This window comes from Bacteroides galacturonicus (assembly GCF_003096855.1).
GTDB lineage: Bacteria > Bacillota > Clostridia > Lachnospirales > Lachnospiraceae > Lachnospira > Lachnospira rogosae.
Map to the genome: position 1 here is coordinate 114358 of NZ_QEOA01000004.1, position 19468 is coordinate 133825.

The window sequence follows — 19468 nt, forward strand, 5'->3', positions numbered from 1 at the left end:
ATAGAAATGTACAATAACAGATATGTATTAGCAGATTATAAGTCTGCTGGTACATATTTGTGAAAATGTGTATTTGAAAGGAGATAATCATGGGAAAACCAACTGGATTTTTAGAATATGAACGTGTGGAAGCTAAAGCAGTTTCACCAAAAGAAAGAATAAAGAATTTTAATGAATTTCATACACCACTTTCAGAAGCTGAGCAGAGATGCCAGAGTGCCCGCTGTATGGATTGTGGCGTGCCATTCTGCCAGTCAGGTATGAATATAAAAGGAATGACAAGTGGCTGTCCTCTTAACAACCTTATTCCTGAATGGAATGACCTTGTATACACGGGCAACTGGGAGCAGGCTTATAACAGATTACATAAGACAAGCAATTTTCCTGAATTTACAAGCCGTGTATGTCCTGCACTTTGCGAGAAGGCTTGTACCTGTGGACTTAATGGTGATCCAGTATGTACTAAGGAAAATGAGATGGCTATAATTGAGCATGCATATGCCAATGGACTTGCTGGTCCTAAGCCACCTAAGGCAAGAACAGGAAAGAGAATTGCTGTAATAGGTTCAGGCCCTTCAGGACTTGCAGTAGCAGACCAGTTAAACCAGAGAGGTCATCTTGTGACAGTATATGAAAGAGCTGACAGGGTAGGCGGTCTTTTAAGATACGGAATACCTAATATGAAGCTTGAAAAGCATATAATTGACAGAAAGATAGATGTTATGAAGGAAGAAGGAATTGAATTCATAACAGAAGCTAATATTGGACAGAATATTAAAGCTAAGAAGATAATGGAAGATTATGATGCTGTTGTGCTTGCTGTAGGTGCTTCTAATCCTAGAGATATCAATGCACCTGGAAGAGATGCCAATGGAATACATTTTGCAGTAGATTTCCTCGCAGCTACAACTAAGAGTCTTCTTGATTCAGATCTTACAGATGGCAAATATATCAATGCCAAAGATAAGAATGTTATTGTAATTGGCGGTGGTGATACAGGTAATGACTGTGTCGGAACTTGTATAAGACACGGCTGTAAGTCGGTAACACAGCTTGAAATGATGCCAAAAGCACCAGATGTAAGAAGAGATACTAATCCTTGGCCACAGTGGCCTTTAGTCTGCAAGACTGATTATGGTCAGGAAGAAGCTATAGCAGTATTTGGACACGACCCAAGAATATATACAACAACAGTTAAGGAATTTAAGAAGGATAAGAAGGGCAATCTTGAAAAGGTTGTAACTGTCCAGCTTGAATCTAGGGTTGATGAGAAGACAGGAAGAAGAATGATGGTTCCGGTTGAGGGAACAGAAAAAGAACTTCCTTGTGAGCTTGTTCTTATAGCTGCTGGTTTCCTTGGAACACAGAAGTATCTTACAGATGCATTTGGTGTTGAGGTTAATGAGAGAACTAACATAAAGACAGATGTAGACAAGTTCGCTACTAATGTAGCAGGAGTATTCGCTGCCGGCGACTGCCACACAGGCCAGTCACTTGTTGTAAAGGCTATCAGACAGGGCAGGGACTGCGCTAGGGAAGTTGATAAGTATCTTATGGGATATACTAATCTGTAATTCTTAGTCTGTAAGTAAAGATTACATTTTATAAAACTATTAAAATAAGTAAGAAGCCCGCAAAGACTAGCGTATGGTCTTTGTGGGCTTTTTGAAGTGAAGTTGTATTGCTATATGTGGGATTTTTTCGTATACTTAATATTGTTTAAATTAAAGCCTGTAATTCGATATATAATTAAATTTATATATTGCAGGGATGAGTGTTGTTCAGGTTATTGGACTAAACTGCGGGTTTGGATACCAGTAATGGAATATGAATAAATAAATAGAAAGGTCAGAGATATATGAAGAACAAAGTAAATGGAATATTCAGAAAAGTATGCAATATACTTGAATGGATAATATCGGCAATTCTTGTGGTTGTCGTTGCAGTTATGTGTGTGAGGTTTGTGTTTGATCTTGGTGGAATGTTTGATAGTGCACCAGTGGAATTCTTTGAAACTTTTGTTGCAGATATAATGACGCTGGCGGTTGGAGTTGAGCTTATTAAGATGTTATCACAGCATACGCCGGCAACAGTTGTTGAAGTGCTTATGTTTGCAATAGCAAGGGAGATGGTTACACATCATGATTCGGCACTTAACACAGCATTAGGTGTATTATCTATATGTGTGTTATTTGCTACAAGAAAGTTCTTCTTCTGCAAGAATGATTATGATGATAATAATGCAAAGGAAGAAGTTGATGCCAAGGACGAAATATTAAAATAAACATAAATAAATATAAATTATAAAAAATATATTGGCAAATTAATACCTGATGTGATACAATTCATTAGTATGTACATTGTACGAATAGAAAAGAGACTTCATATATATATTTAAGGAGGAATTATTAACAATGAGTTTTAAAGTTGAGAATATGGAAGAAAAGAATATGGTCAAGCTTGTAATCGAGGCTACAGCTGAAGAATTCGAAGCAGGTCTTAATACAGCTTTTAATAAGAATAAGAATAAGATTAGTGTTCCTGGTTTCAGAAAAGGCAAGGCTCCAAGAAAGATGGTAGAAAAGCTTTACGGAACAGAAATCTTCTACGAAGATGCAGCTAATGCAATTATTCCTGATGCTTATGCTAAGGCAGCAGATGAAAGCGAATTAGAGATAGTTTCACAGCCTAAGATTAATGTAGTTCAGATTGAAGCTGGAAAGCCTTTCATATTTGAAGCTGTTGTAGCTGTTAAGCCAGAAGTGGAACTTGGACAGTACAAGGGTGTAGAAGTAGAGAAGTGTGATACAGAAGTTACAGATGCTGATGTTGAAGAAGAATTAAAGAAGGTTCAGGATAAGAATTCAAGAGTTGTTACTGTTGAAGACAGAGCTGTTAAAGATGGCGATATGACAACAATTGACTTTGAAGGATTTGTTGATGGTGTAGCATTTGAAGGCGGTAAGGGTGAGAACTATCCACTTACAATCGGTTCACATTCATTCATTGATAATTTCGAAGAGCAGATTATAGGTATGAACATTGGTGATGAGAAAGAAATCAACGTAACATTCCCAGAAGAATACCACGCTGAAGAATTAAAGGGTAAGCCAGCTATGTTCAAGGTAAAGGTTAACGAGATTAAGGAAAAGGTTCTTCCAGAACTTGATGATGATTTCGCTCAGGACGTATCTGACTTTGATACACTTGCAGAATACAAGGATGATTTAAAGAAGACAATAGCAGAACGTAAGGCTAACGAAGCTAAGGCTAAGAAGGAAGACGAAGCAATCGCTAAGATTATCGAATCTTCTAAGATGGATATTCCAGAAGCTATGGTTAACACACAGGTTAACAGAATGTTAGAAGATTTCGCTCAGAGATTACAGATGCAGGGATTATCAGTAGAACAGTACTTCCAGTATACAGGTGTAACTGCTGAGAAGATTATTGAAGATATGAAGCCAGAAGCAGTTAAGAGAATTCAGTCAAGACTTGTTCTTGAAGCAGTTGTTAAGGCAGAAGGTCTTACAGCTTCAGAAGAAGAATTCCAGGATGAGCTTAACAAGATGGCTGAGCAGTACAAGATGGAAATCGAAAAAGTTAAAGAATTTATGGGTGAATACGAAGAAAAGCAGATTAAGGAAGATATCGCAATCCAGAAGGCTGTTGATGTTATCGTTAACTCAGTAGTAGAAAAGTAATTAATACTTAATATACGAAAGCAATATAGACGGATTTAAGTGCAGGCTGCCTGTGTGCTACGGCATATAAGCAGCTATTGCCTGTCTGTATGCGGAATTTGTGTCAGTGCGCACTTGACACAGGTTTATATGCGCAATATGTTATATAATCTGTGCGCAGAAATGAGGATTAAGATGAGTTTTGTACCTTATGTCATTGAACAGAACAGCCGTGGAGAAAGATCTTATGATATTTATTCACGTTTGTTAAAAGACAGAATTATTTTTTTAGGTGAAGAGGTTACAGATGTGTCTGCAAATCTTGTGGTTGCGCAGATGTTATTCCTTGAAGCAGAAGATCCAAGCAAGGATATACATTTTTATATTAACAGCCCAGGTGGTTCTGTGTCTGCAGGTTTTGCAATATATGATACTATGCAGTACATTAAGTGCGATGTGTCTACAATCTGCATTGGTATGGCAGCTAGTATGGGAGCATTTCTTCTTTCAGGCGGAACTAAAGGCAAAAGACTTGCTCTTCCTAATGCTGAGATTATGATTCATCAGCCATCAGGTGGTGCAAGAGGACAGGAAACAGAGATCAGAATAGTTGCAGAGAACATTTTAAAGACAAGAAACAAATTGAATGAAATACTTGCAGCTAATACAGGTAAATCAGTAGAAGAAATCTCTCGAGATACAGAACGTGATAATTATATGACTGCACAGGAAGCTGTTGCATATGGTTTGATTGATAGTGTTGTTGAAAAGAGATAGTTGCTTAACGGGACTGTAGCTTTTCGCACAGTCCCGTTTTTTAAGACAATAATACAGTGGGTACATTTGTTAATCAGGTGTATAAAGCTGTTATAGTAATTGTGGAGGAAGTATGGCAGGCAGAAATGTAGATGAAAAGCTAAGATGCTCATTCTGTAATAAAACACAGGATCAGGTTAAGAAGCTTATAGCTGGCCCTAATGGGGCGTATATATGTGATGAGTGTGTAGGAATATGTGCTGACATTCTTGACGAAGAATTTGAAAATGAGGAAGATGTTCAGGAAGATGCTGAGGGTATGAATATCAACCTTTTAAAACCTAAAGAAATCAAAGAATTTCTTGATGATTATGTGATTGGACAGGATGAGGCCAAAAAGGTATTATCAGTTGCTGTATATAATCATTACAAGAGAATATTATCAGCCAAAGATGTCGATGTAGAGCTTCAGAAGAGTAATATTCTTATGTTAGGACCTACAGGTTCAGGTAAGACATTTCTTGCCCAGAATCTTGCAAGGCTTCTTAATGTACCATTTGCAATTGCAGATGCTACAACACTTACAGAAGCAGGTTATGTAGGTGAGGATGTAGAGAACATTTTATTAAAGCTTATTCAGGCGGCTGATTATGATGTTGAAAAGGCACAATATGGAATTATCTATATTGATGAGATAGATAAGATAACTAAGAAGTCGGAAAATGTATCTATAACAAGAGATGTATCCGGCGAGGGCGTACAGCAGGCACTTCTTAAGATATTAGAGGGAACTGTTGCTTCTGTTCCACCACAGGGAGGAAGAAAGCACCCACAGCAGGAGCTTATTCCGATTGACACAACTAACATTCTCTTTATATGTGGTGGTGCTTTTGACGGACTTGAGAAGATTATAGAAGCAAGAATGGATCAGAGTACAATCGGATTTAATTCACAGATTAAAGATAAGACAGCAACTGAAGATGTTGGAGAGATGTTCCATAAGGCACTTCCACAGGATCTTATTAAGTTCGGTCTTATTCCTGAATTTGTAGGAAGAGTACCTGTTGTTGTTGCACTAGATTCGTTAGATGAGGATTCGCTTGTAAGAATTCTTAGAGAACCTAAGAATGCTATACTTAAGCAGTATAAGGCATTATTAAGCCTTGATGAAGTGGATCTGGAATTCGATGATGATGCAGTTAAAGCTATTGCACATAAGAGCTTTGAAAGGAAGACTGGAGCAAGAGGATTACGTTCTATATTAGAAGCTGTTATGAACGAAGTTATGTATGAAGTGCCATCTGATGAAACGATAGCAAGATGTACAATAACTAAGGATGCAGTTATGGGGACAGGAAAGCCTGTTATAGAGTATAGAACTGATGAAGTTAAGAAAGCACAATAAATTATGAATATGATTACAATACCAGTAATTGCGTTAAGAAGTATGACCGTGTTACCCGACATGGTCATACATTTTGATATAAGCAGAAAAATATCAATTAAAGCAGTAGAAGCTGCTATGGAAAATGATGAGAAGGTACTGCTTTTAACACAGACTGATTCAACAGTTAAAAGTCCTACAGCTAAAGATTTATATATGACAGGAACTATAGCTTCTGTTAAGCGGGTTATAAGAATGCCTAATAAGTTAGTAAGAGTGCAGGTTGAGGGACTTAAGAAGGCTGTAGCCGCAGACATTAATACTGAGGGTGATTACATATATGCAGATGTACAGGAGTGCAGTACATTTATAGAAGAAACGGATAAAGTATCAGATAAAGCTATTGTCATTGGAATGAATGAATTATTAAGACAATATGCGGCTGCTAATCCAAGATGTAATAAGGAGATGCTTAATCACTGGCTGGCGATTGACAATGCCAGAGAACTTATGAGCAGTGTAATCTGTGATTTTCCTATGGAATATACTGACCGTCAGAAGTTCCTTGAGATGAATAATATACTTGATATGTATGAATATATTGCAGGGATACTTATAGAGCTGACGCAAGCGTATAGTATTAAAGAAGAAATATCTGGTAAAGTCAGGGCTAAAGTAGATGAGAACCAGAGAGAATATATATTAAAAGAACAGCTTGAAATTCTTAATAAGGAGCTTGGGCAGGATGAGTATTCTGAAACGAATGAATTAGAAGAAAAGATAGATAAGCTTAATGCTTCTGATGAAGTAAAGGATAAGCTTCATAAGGAGGTAAAAAGGCTTAAGAACTTATCTAAGGGTTCATCAGAGGTCAATGTTGAAAGAACATATATTGAGAATTGTCTTGAACTTCCTTGGAATAATATGTCAGAGGATAACAATGATATTATTAATGCAAGAAAAGTGCTTGATAATGACCATTATGGAATGAAAGATATTAAAGACAGAATAATAGAGGCACTTGCTGTAAGAAATATAACTTCTAATACAGATGCTCCGATATTATGTCTTGCAGGACCTCCGGGAACAGGAAAGACTTCAATAGCACGTTCGGTGGCGGCTGCCCTTAATAAAGAATATGTAAGGATATGTCTTGGCGGAGTAAAAGATGAAGCAGAGATAAGAGGACATAGAAAGACATATGTCGGTGCAATGCCGGGAAGAATAATAGAGGGTTTAAAGAAGGCAGGAACAGCCAATCCATTAATGCTTCTTGATGAGATTGATAAGGTGAGCAATGATTATAAATCAGATACAGCCTCGGCTCTTCTGGAAGTGTTAGACAGCGAGCAGAATTCACATTTTACGGATCATTATATAGAAATGCCTGTAGATTTATCTAAGGTATTATTTATAGCAACGGCTAATGATTTATCAACACTCAGCAGACCGCTGCTTGACAGAATGGAGATTATAGAAGTATCTGGCTATAGTGTTAATGAGAAGCTTCATATAGCAAAGGAACACCTTGTTGGCAAGCAGCTTCGTAAGAACGGGCTTGCCACATCACTTTTAAAGATATCAGACTCAGCATTAAAGCATATAATTCTTGGTTACACTAAAGAGTCAGGTGTGAGGGAGCTTGAAAGACAGATTGCCAAAATATGCAGAAAAGCAGTAACCAAGCTGTATGAGGCAGGAGTTTTTAATGCTGATGGCACAAGAAACAAAGAAGTCAAGGTGTGCATAAGAATAACGGACAAGAATTTGACTGATTATCTTGGCAATATTAAATATAAGACTGACAAAGCATACAAGAAGCCACAGGTAGGAATTGTAAGAGGACTTGCATGGACAAGCGTTGGTGGTGAAACTCTTGAAATAGAAGTTAATGCAATGCCGGGAAGTGATGATTTGAGGCTCACAGGCAATATGGGAGATGTTATGAAAGAGTCTGCTATGATTGCGTATTCTTATGTGAGAGCTATTACTGAGAGTGGAAAATATAAAGTTGATATGAAGTATTTTGATGAACATATGCTTCATCTTCATATACCAGAAGGAGCAGTTCCTAAAGATGGTCCATCAGCAGGAGTGACAATGACAACGGCTATGTTGTCGGCAGTTACAGGTATACCGGTAAGACCAGATGTCGCTATGACAGGCGAGGTGACTCTTAGAGGAAGGGTACTTGCAATAGGCGGGCTTAAGGAAAAGCTTCTTGCGGCCAAGCTTGCTGGTATGAAGAAAGTGCTTGTGCCAGAAGAAAATGTATCTGATGTAGAAGAGTTAGATGCAGAGATAACTGACGGCTTAGAACTTGTATATGTAAAGGATATGTCAGAGGTTCTTAATAATGCACTTGTATTATAGAGCATAGAAATGAGGATAAATATGGTAATTAAAAAGGTTAATCTTGATATAGTAATAGGTGTGACAAGTGCTATACCAGATACAGAGTTTCCAGAGGTAGCATTTGCGGGCAAATCAAATGTTGGTAAGTCATCTTTGATTAATGCTCTTATGAATAGAAAATCATATGCAAGAACATCGTCACAGCCTGGTAAGACACAGACTATTAATTTCTACAATATTAATGATGCGATGTATCTTGTTGACCTTCCGGGATATGGCTATGCTAATGCCAGTCCTGCGGTAAAGGCAAAATGGGGTAAGATGATAGAGAAATATTTAAGACAGTCTGCTAATCTAAAGCAGGTGTTCTTATTAGTTGACATAAGACACGACCCATCAGAGAATGATAAGATGATGTATAACTGGATTGTTGATAACGGCTTCAGACCGGTTATAATTGCAACAAAGCTTGATAAATTAAAGAGAAGCCAGATAGCAAAGCACGTTAAAGCTGTAAGAGCAGGTCTTGGTCTTAAAGAAGATGATATACTCATACCGTTTTCTTCACAGACAAAGCAGGGGCTTGACGAACTGTGGAATACAATAGAGGGCTACATCGGGCAGTAATTATTAAAGATGCACATTATGCAGTAACAACTGGTATGGCATAAAAAGTAACAGCTGGAATATTATAAAAAGTCAGATAATCGCAGTAACAGATATATTAAACTGGTTGTAATTATTTATGAAAAGTAGTATAGTTGTTGGTGTTGTGGGTTGATTAATTACATTTGAAGAATTGTAGGATAATTTACAGGAGGATTATTAGTATATGTTGACAGTAACAATTTTACTTGATTCAGTTGAGAAAGTTCAAAGATTTGTGAGCAAAATAAGCAGATATTCGTGTGGATTCGATGTCGAATGTGGCAATAGCTGTGTTGATGGTAAGTCTCTTGTTGGATTATTCAGCCTTGATATAAGCAGACCACTCCAGCTGACAGTTAATGGCGGCGAGAGTGAGATTGAAGATGTGTTAAGAGATATTAACGAATTTATGCAGTATTAAGGAAGCAGAATTTCTTGGACTGGAATGGAGAAAGAATTGAAGAAGATACTAAGTATATTAATTGCAATGATGTTATCAGTGTCTTTAATGGCCTGTGGAAAAGCTGCTGACAGCCAGACACAGACTAAAGAAGAGGATAATCTTTTATCAGGAAAACATCACGTTACAATTACAGTGCAGGATTATGGTGATATTAATGTGGAATTAGATGCTGACGTGGCACCTATTACAGTGACTAATTTTATTAATCTTGCTAATGATGGATTTTATGATGGACTTACATTTCATAGAATAATCAAAGGTTTTATGATACAGGGTGGTGATCCACTTGGCAATGGAACAGGTGGCTCGGATAATAAGATAAAGGGCGAGTTCAGCAATAATGGAATTGAGAATAATCTCTCGCATACAAGAGGAGCAATCTCAATGGCACGTTCAAGTAATAATGACAGTGCAAGTTCACAGTTCTTTATAGTTCATAAAGACAGTACATACCTTGATGGTAATTATGCCTGTTTTGGTTATGTAACAGATGGTATGGATATTGTAGATAAGATATGTGCAAATGTTAAGGCAACAGATGACAATGGTACGGTTGCTAAGAATAACCAGCCGGTTATAACTAAGATAGCAGTTATTGATTAGGAATAATATCGGATTATAGAAATAACAATGGATTGTAATAACTGGAGTTATAGATTTAGGTAACAATTGTAATAACCTGTGTTACAGGTCTTGATTACAATTGTAAATATGAAATGTAAAAAAAGGTGTGATAGGAATTAATCTTATCACACCTTTAAAAATATTAATTAATGCGGAAAATGGGACTTGAACCCACACGTGGTAACCCACACAAGAATCTGAATCTTGCTCGTCTGCCATTCCGACATTTCCGCTAACTATGTTATTGTATTCTAAGGCAGGGATTTTGTCAAGGCATAAAGAAGTACTAGTTAGCAGACATACTTAATTTAAAAAAGATTAAAAATCAATAGTAAGAATTTGAAGATAGATTTAATATTATTTTTAAAAAGTGACAGTTATACAACAAAATTAAAGACGAATTAAAAAATAATAGAAAAAATTGTAAAAAGCTGTTGACAAAGTGTTACGCAGATGATAATATAATCAAGTCGTTGGGAAACAGCGATTAACTAAATAAGCAGTCGTGGCGGAATTGGCATACGCGCTAGACTAAGGATCTAGTCCATATTGCTTGGGTGCGGGTTCAAGTCCCGCCGACTGCACTTTATTGAGGGAAGCTGGTCAGGCTTCCCTTTTTCTATATCAATATATAGATATAGAAAGTAAATATGTATGCAGATTGTGATTATGAAAATATCTGTTTATGCAAAGGCATCAGTGTCTTATATAAAAGGTTAAGTGTATTTATAGGAAAATAATAATATATTACACAGAATATTAATTGGTAAAATATAAAAAATGATAAATAAGGAAATAAGGATATTATGAAAAAAGTATTGACAATAGCGGGAAGTGATTGTAGCGGAGGTGCTGGAATACAGGCGGATTTAAAGACATTTGCCGCACACGGTGTATATGGAATGAGTGTTATTACATCACTTACAGCACAGAATACAACGGGCGTATATGGAATAATGAATTGTAAGAAAGGCTTTACAGCAAGCCAGATAGATGCGGTATTTGAGGATATAAGACCAGATGCGGTAAAGATTGGAATGGTGTCTGAACCATACATAGTAGAGGAGATAGCAGAAGAATTAAGAAAATACAAAGCGGTTAATATTGTGTTAGATCCGGTTATGGTGTCAACAAGTGGTAAGAAGCTCATCACTAAAGAAGCAGAGGAAGTGCTTATTAAGAAGCTTATGCCGCTTGCAACAGTTATAACACCTAATATTCCAGAAGCTGAAAGTCTGTCAGGCATAACTATTAATGACAGATATGATATGGAAAAAGCGGCAGAAATCATCTATAAAAAGATAAATATTAATGATGAAGGACCGGCAGTTCTTGTAAAAGGCGGACATTCCATTAATTGTGCTAATGATTATCTGTATACAGAGATTGGAACAAGCTGGTTTGAGGCAGAAAGAGTAGATAATCCTAATACACACGGAACAGGCTGTACGCTGTCATCTGCTATTGCATGTAATATAGCAGAGGGGTATAGTGTTAAGGAGTCAGTTGCAAGGGCGAAAGAATACATAACAGGTGCTCTTAAGGCTGGACTTAACATAGGTAAGGGAAGTGGACCTCTTAATCATATGTATGTGCTTGATAAGTAAAATAGTGTGGATAGGAGATTGGTAATGGATAGTTTTATATATAGTATTAATGCAACAGTTCCTATATTTCTTGTGATGATTATAGGGTGGTTTATTAAACAGATAGGCCTTATTGATGACCATTTTGCCAATGTTGCTAACAGATATGTGTTTAAGGTGGCATTGCCAGCATTACTGTTCAGGGATTTGTCAAAGTCTGATTTTAAAGGTAAATTTGACCCGCAGTTTGTATTGTATTGCAGTATAGTAACAATACTTATGTTCTCATTAGTGTGGATAGCAACTGAGATATTAATGAAAGACGATACACAAAAGGGAGCGTTTGTGCAGGGTTCGTGCAGAAGCAGTGCAGCAATTCTTGGAATGGCATTTGTGCAGAATATGTATTCAGATACAGGAATGGCACCGCTTATGATTGTTGCAGCAGTTCCGTTATTTAATATATTTGCAGTCGTTGTACTTACATTTAAGGCACATCCGGCAGACAGCAGTGAAGCTGTTAAGGCTGGAAGAGGTAATAATATAAAAAAAGCATTTGTTAATATATTAAAAAATCCAATTATTATAGGTATAGTTCTTGGTTTTATATCATCAATGCTTAATATGAAGTATCCTGCAATTATTAATAAGACTATAGAAAGCCTTGCACAGACAGCAACACCTATAGCTTTAATATGCATTGGTGCAGGTTTTGAGGGGAGAAAAGCATTAAAGAAGATAAAGCCTACTATTATAGCAACATTTATTAAACTTATAGGACTTGCGGCAGTGTTTATTCCGGTTGCAGTATTTCTTGGCTTTAGAAATCAGGAGCTTGTGGCGGCTCTTATAATGCTTGCATCTCCTACTACAGTTACAAGCTATGTTATGGCAAAGAGTATGGATAATGATGAGGTATTATCATCAAGCATAATTGTTTTGACGACAGTATTATCAAGCATAACATTAACAGGCTGGATATTTATTTTAAGAGCATTAGGCTTGATATAAAGTTGTTGAAAATGTAATAGCTATATGTTATACTTCTAATAGTTATGAACAAAAAGGAGGTATTGTTGTGAAGCATATTAAGACAATCAGCAATCGCGTATTAAAGGATACAATGAAGCACGGTGGATGTGGCGAATGCCAGACATCATGTCAGTCAGCTTGTAAGACATCTTGCACAGTTGGTAACCAGAGCTGTGAGAATAAGAATAACTAATAATTAGTTAATTGGTTAGTGAAGGGTAAGAGAGTGCTAAAGCATTTTAGACACTCTCTTATTTCTGTTAAGACAGTTCATAGTTAGTGTATGTCTGATAGCTACAGGTATATTAGTTAACTGTGATTAAGAATAAATGGCTGTATACAGCCAATAGAAATTGAGGATAATTATGATACATCAGTATAAGAATAATGGATATAACATCGTGTTAGACGTAAATAGTGGTTCTGTACACGTTGTTGATGATATAGTATATGATATAATCGCACTTTATGAGAATTCAAGTGTTGATGATATAGCAGATAAGCTTAAAGATAAATATAAGGAAGAAGATATCAGGGAAGCCTGTCAGGAGATAGAAGAATTAAAAGAAGAAGGACAGCTTTTCACAGAAGATATATATGAGCCATATATAGATTCATTTAAGGACAGACCTACAGTTGTTAAAGCTCTATGCCTTCATATTGCACACGACTGTAACCTTGCCTGCAGATATTGTTTTGCAGAAGAAGGTGAGTATCACGGAAGAAGAGCTCTTATGAGCTTTGAAGTTGGTAAGAAGGCATTGGATTTCCTTGTTGCTAATTCAGGCTCAAGAAGAAATCTTGAGGTTGACTTCTTTGGTGGTGAGCCAACAATGAATTTTGAAGTTGTAAAGCAGCTTGTAGAATATGGAAGAAGCCTTGAAGAAGAGCACAATAAGAAATTCCGTTTTACACTTACAACTAATGGTATACTTCTTAATGATGAGATACTTGATTTTGCCAATAAAGAGATGAGCAATATCGTATTAAGCATAGATGGACGTAAAGAGATTAATGATCTTATGCGACCAACAAGAAATAACCACGGAAGTTCATATGACATTATAATGCCTAAGTTTAAAAAGGTTGCTGAAAGCCGTAACCAGATGAATTATTATGTCAGAGGTACATTTACACATAACAATCTTGATTTTTCAGAAGATGTTCTTCACTTAGCAGACGAAGGTTTTGAGCAGATTTCGGTAGAGCCGGTTGTTGCACAGCCTACAGACTCTTATGCGATAAGAGAAGAAGACCTTCCAATTATATTTGAGCAGTATGATAAGCTTGCCAAGGAAATTATTAAGAGAAAGAAAGCAGGCAATGGGTTTAATTTCTTCCACTTTATGATTGATCTTAACGGCGGTCCTTGCGTGGCTAAGAGATTATCAGGATGTGGCTCAGGATGTGAGTACCTTGCTGTTACTCCTTGGGGTGATTTCTATCCATGTCATCAGTTCGTAGGTAATGAAGATTTCCTTATGGGTAATGTTGATGAAGGCATAACCCGTAATGATATAAGAGATGAATTCAAGAGTTGTAATGTATATTCAAAAGAAAAGTGTAAGAACTGTTTTGCCAAGTTCTACTGTAGTGGTGGGTGTGCCGCTAATTCTTACAACTTCCATGGTAACATCAATGATGCATATGATGTTGGCTGTGAGATGCAGAAGAAGAGAATTGAATGTGCAATTATGATAAGAGCTGCGATGGCAGAAGATTAAAAGGAATGTTGAAGGGAGTATTAATAGTAAAATGAAGTACAATTTAACTAAGAAGATAAGCTATAGCATTATTATTCTTGTATTGCTTGTAGGACTTTCGCTTACAGCTATATTCGGAATGAACGGCAAAGGCTATGGCAGTGCTAAGGACATCAACTTAGGTCTTGACCTTGCAGGTGGTGTCAGTATTACTTATGAGATTAAAGAAGATAACTCAAGTTCCCAGGATATAGAAGATACTATATATAAGCTTGAGAAACGTATCGAGGGAAGAAGTACAGAATCTCAGGTCTACAAAGAGGGCGAGAACAGAATTACAGTAGAAATTCCAGGTGTTACAGATGCTAATGAAATTCTTACAGAATTAGGAACACCAGGTTCACTTGAATTCCTTGATTACACAGGTTATACAGCGTGGTCACAGGGAGAGGATTACACACCACTTCTTACAGGTTCTGACGTAAAGACAGCACAGGCTTACACAGATACATCATCTAAAGACAGCACACCATATGGTGTATCGCTTACATTTACAGATGAAGGTGGAGATAAGTTCGCTGAGGCAACAGCTAACAATATAGGAAGCAGAATATACATAGTATATGATGGTTCGGTTGTAAGTTATCCAACAGTTAATCAGGCTATAACAGGTGGTAATGCTTCAATTACAGGTATGGAAACATTTGATGCGGCAGATAATCTTGCTACATACATAAGAATTGGATCTATTCCTCTTACACTTAATGAAGTAAGCTCTAATATCGTAGGTGCACAGTTAGGACACGATGCAATTCATACAAGTCTTATAGCAGCAGCTATTGGTTTTGCATTGTTATGTGTATTTATGATTGCTATATACAGAGTACCAGGTGTTGTTGCAACACTTTCGCTTATTATATACACAACATTAGTATTATTCCTTGTAAGTGTATATGATCTTACATTAACACTCCCGGGTATTGCCGGTATCATACTTGGTATTGGTATGGCGGTTGATGCCAATGTTATTATCTATACACGTATCAGGGAAGAGATAGCCGCAGGAAAGAGTGTTGAGAATTCTATTCTTGCAGGTTATAACAAAGCTACATCAGCTATCGTTGATGGTAACGTAACAACACTTATTGCAGCTATTGTACTTTATATATTCGGTACTGGTCCTGTTAAGGGATTTGCAACAACTCTTGCAGTAGGTAACATAGTTTCAATATTTACAGCACTTGTGATTACTAAAGTTATTATGAAGCTTCTTTATAACTTTGGTCTTACTAAGCCATCGATGTATGGAAAGACAACACATAGAAGAACTTATGATATTCTTTCAATTAAGAAATGGACTATTACGGTTTCAATTGTTCTTATTGTTATTGGTTTTATAACAATGGGAGTACAGAGTGCACTTGGTAACAGAGCACTTAATTTCAGCCTTGAATTTGTTGGCGGTTCAACAACAAGCTTTACATTTGACAAAGAATATTCACAGTCAGAGATAGAGAATGATATTATTCCTGTAATCAGGGATGCTGCAGGTATAACAGAAGTACAACAGCAGAAGGTTCAGAACTCAACTAAGGTTTCATTTAAGACAACAGACCTTTCACTTGAGCAAAGAGAAGCTGTTGAGGAAGCTGTAACAGCTAAGTTCCCTATTGAAGATGGTTCGATAGTTGAGACAGACACAATCAGCTCATCTGTCAGCAGTACTATGAAGAAGAATGCTATTCTTTCAGTAATTCTTGCTACAATAGCAATGCTTATATATATCTTTGCAAGATTCAGGGATATCAAATTCGCGCTTGCAGCTGTTATGGCTCTTTTACAGGATGTATTAGTAGTTATTACATTCTATGCAGTATTCAGAGTGCCAGTAGGTAACACATTTATTGCCTGTATGCTTACAATAGTAGGTTACTCAATTAATGGTACAATCATTATATTTGACCGTATCAGGGAAATGTTAAAGGGTGCTAACTCTAAGACTAATATTACAGAGCTTGTTAACTCAGCTATAACAAGTACATTAACAAGAAATATTAATACAACAATAACAACTCTTATTATGCTGGTTATGTTATACATACTCGGTGTAACATCAGTTAAGGAATTCTCACTTCCACTTATTGTTGGTATTATCGTAGGTTTCTACTCATCAGTATTCCTTACAAGTTCATTCTGGTATATGCTTGGTGGAAAGAACAGAGGAGTTATTGATGAAGCAGTTAATAAAAGAAAAAAAGCAGAAAGCATAGGTAAAGACGGAGCTCAGGTATAATAAATAATTAATATAATGGCTTTGTAAAGCAGTAAAATGGTGCATCATCAAACGATGCACCATTTTTAATACAAGCAATATTGCCATAAGAATGGAGAACAAACGTGAACAGCAAATGGATGGTATACGCCAAAAAAGCAGATTTTAAGCAGATAGCCTCTGAATACGGAATAGATCAGGTTCTTGCCCGTATAATAAGAAACAGGGATATATGCGGCAGTAAAGATATAGATATGTATCTTAATGGGAATCTTAACGATATACATAATCCTCATAGTATGAAAGATGCCGATAAATTTGTTGATATTATTACTAAGAAAATAGAGGAACATAAGCCTGTAAGAATAATCGGAGATTATGATATTGATGGAATATGTTCTATTTATATATTATTCTGCGGCTTAAAGGCGGCAGGAGCAGATGTGGATTATGTTGTGCCGCATAGGATAAATGATGGTTATGGAATTAATGAGCATTTAATAGACAATGCAATCAATGAAGGGATTGATACAATTGTTACCTGTGATAATGGAATAGCTGCATATAATCAGGTCAGGTATGCAAAGGATAATGGAATTACAATGATAGTGACCGACCACCACGATGTTCCATTTGAGATAAAGGACGATAAAAAGGTATACATTGTACCTCCGGCAGATGCAGTTATTAACCCTAAACAGGCAGATTGTGATTATCCATTTAAGCTGTTATGTGGAGCAGGCGTTGCATATAAGCTTATAAGCCTGTTATATGACAGATTAGGGCTTGATAAGAAAGAGCTTGAAGATTATATTGAATTTATGGCAATAGCCACTGTAGGTGATATAGTCGACCTTATTGACGAGAACAGAATAGTAGTTAAATATGGCCTTAAGCATATTGCACATACAAAAAATACAGGGCTTAGGGCACTTATAGAGGAGTGCCAGCTTGATATTAATAATATAAGCTCATATCATATAGGCTTTGTAATAGGACCATGTCTTAACGCCAGTGGACGTCTTGATACAGCAAGACAGGCAATTGAACTTATGCTTTGCAAGGATAATGAAAAGGCACATAATATGGCAAAAGAGCTTATAGCCCTTAATAATGAAAGAAAGTCAATGACAGAGCAGGAGACGCAGAAGGCAATAGAATTAGTAGAGAATACTGGTCTTCTTAAGGATAGAGTGCTTGTTATATATTTAAAGGACTGCCACGAGAGCATAGCTGGAATAATAGCAGGCAGAATTAAAGAAAGATATTACAGGCCTACATTTGTTATTACTAATGCTGAGGACGGGGCAAAAGGCTCAGGACGTTCAATCGAAGGCTATAATATGTACGAAGAGATTAATAAATGTAAAAATGTTCTCACTAAATATGGTGGACATCCTATGGCGGCTGGTTTATCATTAGCAATATCTGATATTGACATATTCAGAAAAATGCTGAATGATAATGCGATACTTACAGATGAGGATTTAATTCCTAAAATGTGGATTGATGTTCCAATGCCTGTATCGTATGCCAATATCCGGCTGGTTAACCAGTTAAAGCTGCTTGAACCATTCGGAAAGGGTAATGAAAAGCCGGTATTTGCAGATAGGAACTTATATGTAAAGACAGCTTCAGTTATTGGAAAGAATAAAAATGTTCTTAGATGCCAGTTAGAAACAGAGGACGGAACTTATGTACCTGCTGTACAGTTTGGAATTAATAATATAGATGATATTCCAAGGGCAGGAATGAGAATTTCTATAATATATTATCCGGATATCAATACATTTAACGGAATAATGTCATTACAGATAATTATAAAGGAATGGAAGGAAACAATATGAGAGAGAGAATGAGGAAACTGACAGCTGCTATTCTTATGCTTGTAATGGTCAGCGTAATGTTTACAGCCTGTGGCAGTAACAGCAGTGATAAGTCAGACAATGCAACACAGGAAAGTACAAGTGAGTATGTAAGCGAAGACATAAAAGTAGCTGCACTTAAAGGACCTACAGCTATCGGAATGGTTAAGCTTATGAGCGATAATGAGTATAATAAAACAGCTAATAATTATACATTTCAGATAGAGGCGGCAGCAGATGCATTTACAGCAGACCTTATAAAGGGCGATGTCCAGATTGCAGCTATGCCTTGTAATGCGGCGGCAACACTTTATAATAAGAGTAATGGCAAGGTATCTGTTGTAGGAATTAATACACTTGGCGTGTTATATATACTTGATAATAAGGGCGAGGTAACTAATGTAAGCGACCTTAAAGGACGTACAATATACACAACAGGTAAAGGAACTACACCTGAATATACATTAAGATACCTTTTAAATACCAACGGAATTGACCCTGATAAGGATGTACACATTGAATTTAAGTCAGAGGCTTCCGAGGTTGCGGCTATTATGGCATCAGCGAAGGAAGAAACTGTAGCTATGCTTCCACAGCCATTTGCTACAACAGTTCTTATGAATAATAAGGAAGCAAGAATAGCTCTTGATGTTACTAAGGAATGGGAAAATGTATCAAAGGACGGAAGTACAGTAGTAACAGGTGTAATAGTTGTCAATACAGAATATTACAATAACCATAAGGCTGCGGTTGACAAGTTCCTTGAGGAATATAAGCTTTCAGCAGATTATGTTAATGCAAATGTAGATGAGGTTTCAACACTTGTAGAAAAATATGGTATAACAAAAGCCGCAGTTGCAAAGCAGGCAATACCTAAATGCAACATAACAATAATAACAGGCAGTGATGCCAAAGACAAAATAAGCAAATATTTAAATGTTCTTTACGAAGCAAATCCAGCTTCAGTTGGTGGAAAGCTTCCAGAGGACAATTTCTACAAATAAAATATATAAGAATGATGCATAGTTAAAGCAGTAAAAGCGGTAAAAGCAGTAAAAAGGCAATTCATTAGCAGAAAAATCGGTAGATATGATAAT

General features: G+C 36.6%; 16 protein-coding genes and 2 tRNA genes. 17 read left to right on the top strand and 1 reads right to left on the bottom strand.

Features of this window, described 5'->3' with window-relative positions; all coding sequences use genetic code 11:
• Window positions 1-89: 89 nt before the first annotated feature.
• From C7390_RS05525 to C7390_RS05565, 9 genes are all read left to right on the top strand, one after another.
• Entirely contained in the window at window positions 90-1574 is a 1485-nt protein-coding gene (locus C7390_RS05525; RefSeq protein WP_116443753.1) for a glutamate synthase subunit beta, read from the top strand.
• Window positions 1575-1858: 284 nt separating this feature from the next.
• Window positions 1859-2284 carry a hypothetical protein gene (locus C7390_RS05530; protein WP_055306165.1) on the top strand — a complete coding sequence of 142 codons (426 nt, stop codon included), beginning with the start codon at window positions 1859-1861 and terminating at the stop codon, window positions 2282-2284.
• A gap of 130 nt (window positions 2285-2414) precedes the next feature.
• The gene (gene tig, locus C7390_RS05535) at window positions 2415-3704 is read left to right on the top strand and encodes a trigger factor (RefSeq protein ID WP_022502626.1); all 1290 of its coding nucleotides are present in this window, start codon (window positions 2415-2417) and stop codon (window positions 3702-3704) included.
• Window positions 3705-3878: 174 nt separating this feature from the next.
• Window positions 3879-4460, top strand: coding sequence for an ATP-dependent Clp endopeptidase proteolytic subunit ClpP (clpP, locus tag C7390_RS05540; RefSeq protein WP_022207568.1), 582 nt, complete (start codon window positions 3879-3881; stop codon window positions 4458-4460).
• Between the two features lie 112 nt (window positions 4461-4572).
• Window positions 4573-5844 (top strand): ATP-dependent Clp protease ATP-binding subunit ClpX, encoded by a 1272-nt coding sequence (gene clpX, locus C7390_RS05545; protein ID WP_055174102.1) that lies wholly within the window; start codon window positions 4573-4575, stop codon window positions 5842-5844.
• A gap of 3 nt (window positions 5845-5847) precedes the next feature.
• Complete coding sequence (lon, locus tag C7390_RS05550) at window positions 5848-8196, top strand: endopeptidase La (protein ID WP_318295577.1); 2349 nt, start codon at window positions 5848-5850, stop codon at window positions 8194-8196.
• A 21-nt stretch (window positions 8197-8217) separates the two neighbouring features.
• Window positions 8218-8805 carry a ribosome biogenesis GTP-binding protein YihA/YsxC gene (gene yihA, locus C7390_RS05555; RefSeq protein WP_022502629.1) on the top strand — a complete coding sequence of 196 codons (588 nt, stop codon included), beginning with the start codon at window positions 8218-8220 and terminating at the stop codon, window positions 8803-8805.
• Between the two features lie 205 nt (window positions 8806-9010).
• Window positions 9011-9247 carry an HPr family phosphocarrier protein gene (locus C7390_RS05560; RefSeq protein ID WP_022502630.1) on the top strand — a complete coding sequence of 79 codons (237 nt, stop codon included), beginning with the start codon at window positions 9011-9013 and terminating at the stop codon, window positions 9245-9247.
• Window positions 9248-9283: 36 nt separating this feature from the next.
• Window positions 9284-9892, top strand: a complete 609-nt coding sequence (locus C7390_RS05565; RefSeq protein ID WP_055174104.1) for a peptidylprolyl isomerase — start codon at window positions 9284-9286, stop codon at window positions 9890-9892.
• 171 nt (window positions 9893-10063) lie between these two features.
• Here the strand turns inward: C7390_RS05565 and C7390_RS05570 are convergent.
• Window positions 10064-10146: transfer RNA gene (locus C7390_RS05570), tRNA-Leu, on the bottom strand.
• 266 nt (window positions 10147-10412) lie between these two features.
• On the opposite strand from C7390_RS05570, the gene C7390_RS05575 reads away from it, so the two are divergent.
• From C7390_RS05575 to C7390_RS05610, 8 genes are all read left to right on the top strand, one after another.
• Window positions 10413-10497: transfer RNA gene (locus tag C7390_RS05575), tRNA-Leu, on the top strand.
• Between the two features lie 222 nt (window positions 10498-10719).
• Window positions 10720-11520 (top strand): bifunctional hydroxymethylpyrimidine kinase/phosphomethylpyrimidine kinase, encoded by an 801-nt coding sequence (gene thiD, locus C7390_RS05580; protein ID WP_055306161.1) that lies wholly within the window; start codon window positions 10720-10722, stop codon window positions 11518-11520.
• A 24-nt stretch (window positions 11521-11544) separates the two neighbouring features.
• Window positions 11545-12510 (top strand): AEC family transporter, encoded by a 966-nt coding sequence (locus C7390_RS05585; RefSeq protein WP_022502633.1) that lies wholly within the window; start codon window positions 11545-11547, stop codon window positions 12508-12510.
• A gap of 67 nt (window positions 12511-12577) precedes the next feature.
• A complete protein-coding gene (gene scfA, locus C7390_RS05590; protein WP_012739622.1) occupies window positions 12578-12724 on the top strand; it encodes a six-cysteine ranthipeptide SCIFF in 147 nt (48 codons plus the stop codon).
• A 172-nt stretch (window positions 12725-12896) separates the two neighbouring features.
• Window positions 12897-14255, top strand: coding sequence for a thioether cross-link-forming SCIFF peptide maturase (scfB, locus tag C7390_RS05595; protein WP_116443755.1), 1359 nt, complete (start codon window positions 12897-12899; stop codon window positions 14253-14255).
• Between the two features lie 31 nt (window positions 14256-14286).
• Window positions 14287-16527: a protein translocase subunit SecD gene (gene secD / locus C7390_RS05600; RefSeq protein ID WP_116443756.1), complete on the top strand. Its 2241-nt coding sequence runs from the start codon at window positions 14287-14289 to the stop codon at window positions 16525-16527.
• Between the two features lie 104 nt (window positions 16528-16631).
• The gene (recJ, locus tag C7390_RS05605; RefSeq protein WP_318255791.1) at window positions 16632-18353 is read left to right on the top strand and encodes a single-stranded-DNA-specific exonuclease RecJ; all 1722 of its coding nucleotides are present in this window, start codon (window positions 16632-16634) and stop codon (window positions 18351-18353) included.
• Entirely contained in the window at window positions 18350-19375 is a 1026-nt protein-coding gene (locus tag C7390_RS05610; protein WP_318295578.1) for an ABC transporter substrate-binding protein, read from the top strand. The genes recJ and C7390_RS05610 overlap by 4 nt, the downstream gene beginning before the upstream one ends.
• The last annotated feature ends 93 nt before the right edge of the window (window positions 19376-19468 follow it).

Coding starts and splice junctions, on each gene's coding strand:
- C7390_RS05610 (WP_318295578.1), top strand. CDS start 18,350: ATGAGAGAGAGAATGAGGAAACTGACAGCTGCTATTCTTATGCTTGTA.
- clpP (WP_022207568.1), top strand. CDS start 3,879: ATGAGTTTTGTACCTTATGTCATTGAACAGAACAGCCGTGGAGAAAGA.
- C7390_RS05585 (WP_022502633.1), top strand. CDS start 11,545: ATGGATAGTTTTATATATAGTATTAATGCAACAGTTCCTATATTTCTT.
- C7390_RS05530 (WP_055306165.1), top strand. CDS start 1,859: ATGAAGAACAAAGTAAATGGAATATTCAGAAAAGTATGCAATATACTT.
- clpX (WP_055174102.1), top strand. CDS start 4,573: ATGGCAGGCAGAAATGTAGATGAAAAGCTAAGATGCTCATTCTGTAAT.
- lon (WP_318295577.1), top strand. CDS start 5,848: ATGAATATGATTACAATACCAGTAATTGCGTTAAGAAGTATGACCGTG.
- scfB (WP_116443755.1), top strand. CDS start 12,897: ATGATACATCAGTATAAGAATAATGGATATAACATCGTGTTAGACGTA.
- yihA (WP_022502629.1), top strand. CDS start 8,218: ATGGTAATTAAAAAGGTTAATCTTGATATAGTAATAGGTGTGACAAGT.
- C7390_RS05525 (WP_116443753.1), top strand. CDS start 90: ATGGGAAAACCAACTGGATTTTTAGAATATGAACGTGTGGAAGCTAAA.
- secD (WP_116443756.1), top strand. CDS start 14,287: ATGAAGTACAATTTAACTAAGAAGATAAGCTATAGCATTATTATTCTT.
- thiD (WP_055306161.1), top strand. CDS start 10,720: ATGAAAAAAGTATTGACAATAGCGGGAAGTGATTGTAGCGGAGGTGCT.
- tig (WP_022502626.1), top strand. CDS start 2,415: ATGAGTTTTAAAGTTGAGAATATGGAAGAAAAGAATATGGTCAAGCTT.
- C7390_RS05560 (WP_022502630.1), top strand. CDS start 9,011: ATGTTGACAGTAACAATTTTACTTGATTCAGTTGAGAAAGTTCAAAGA.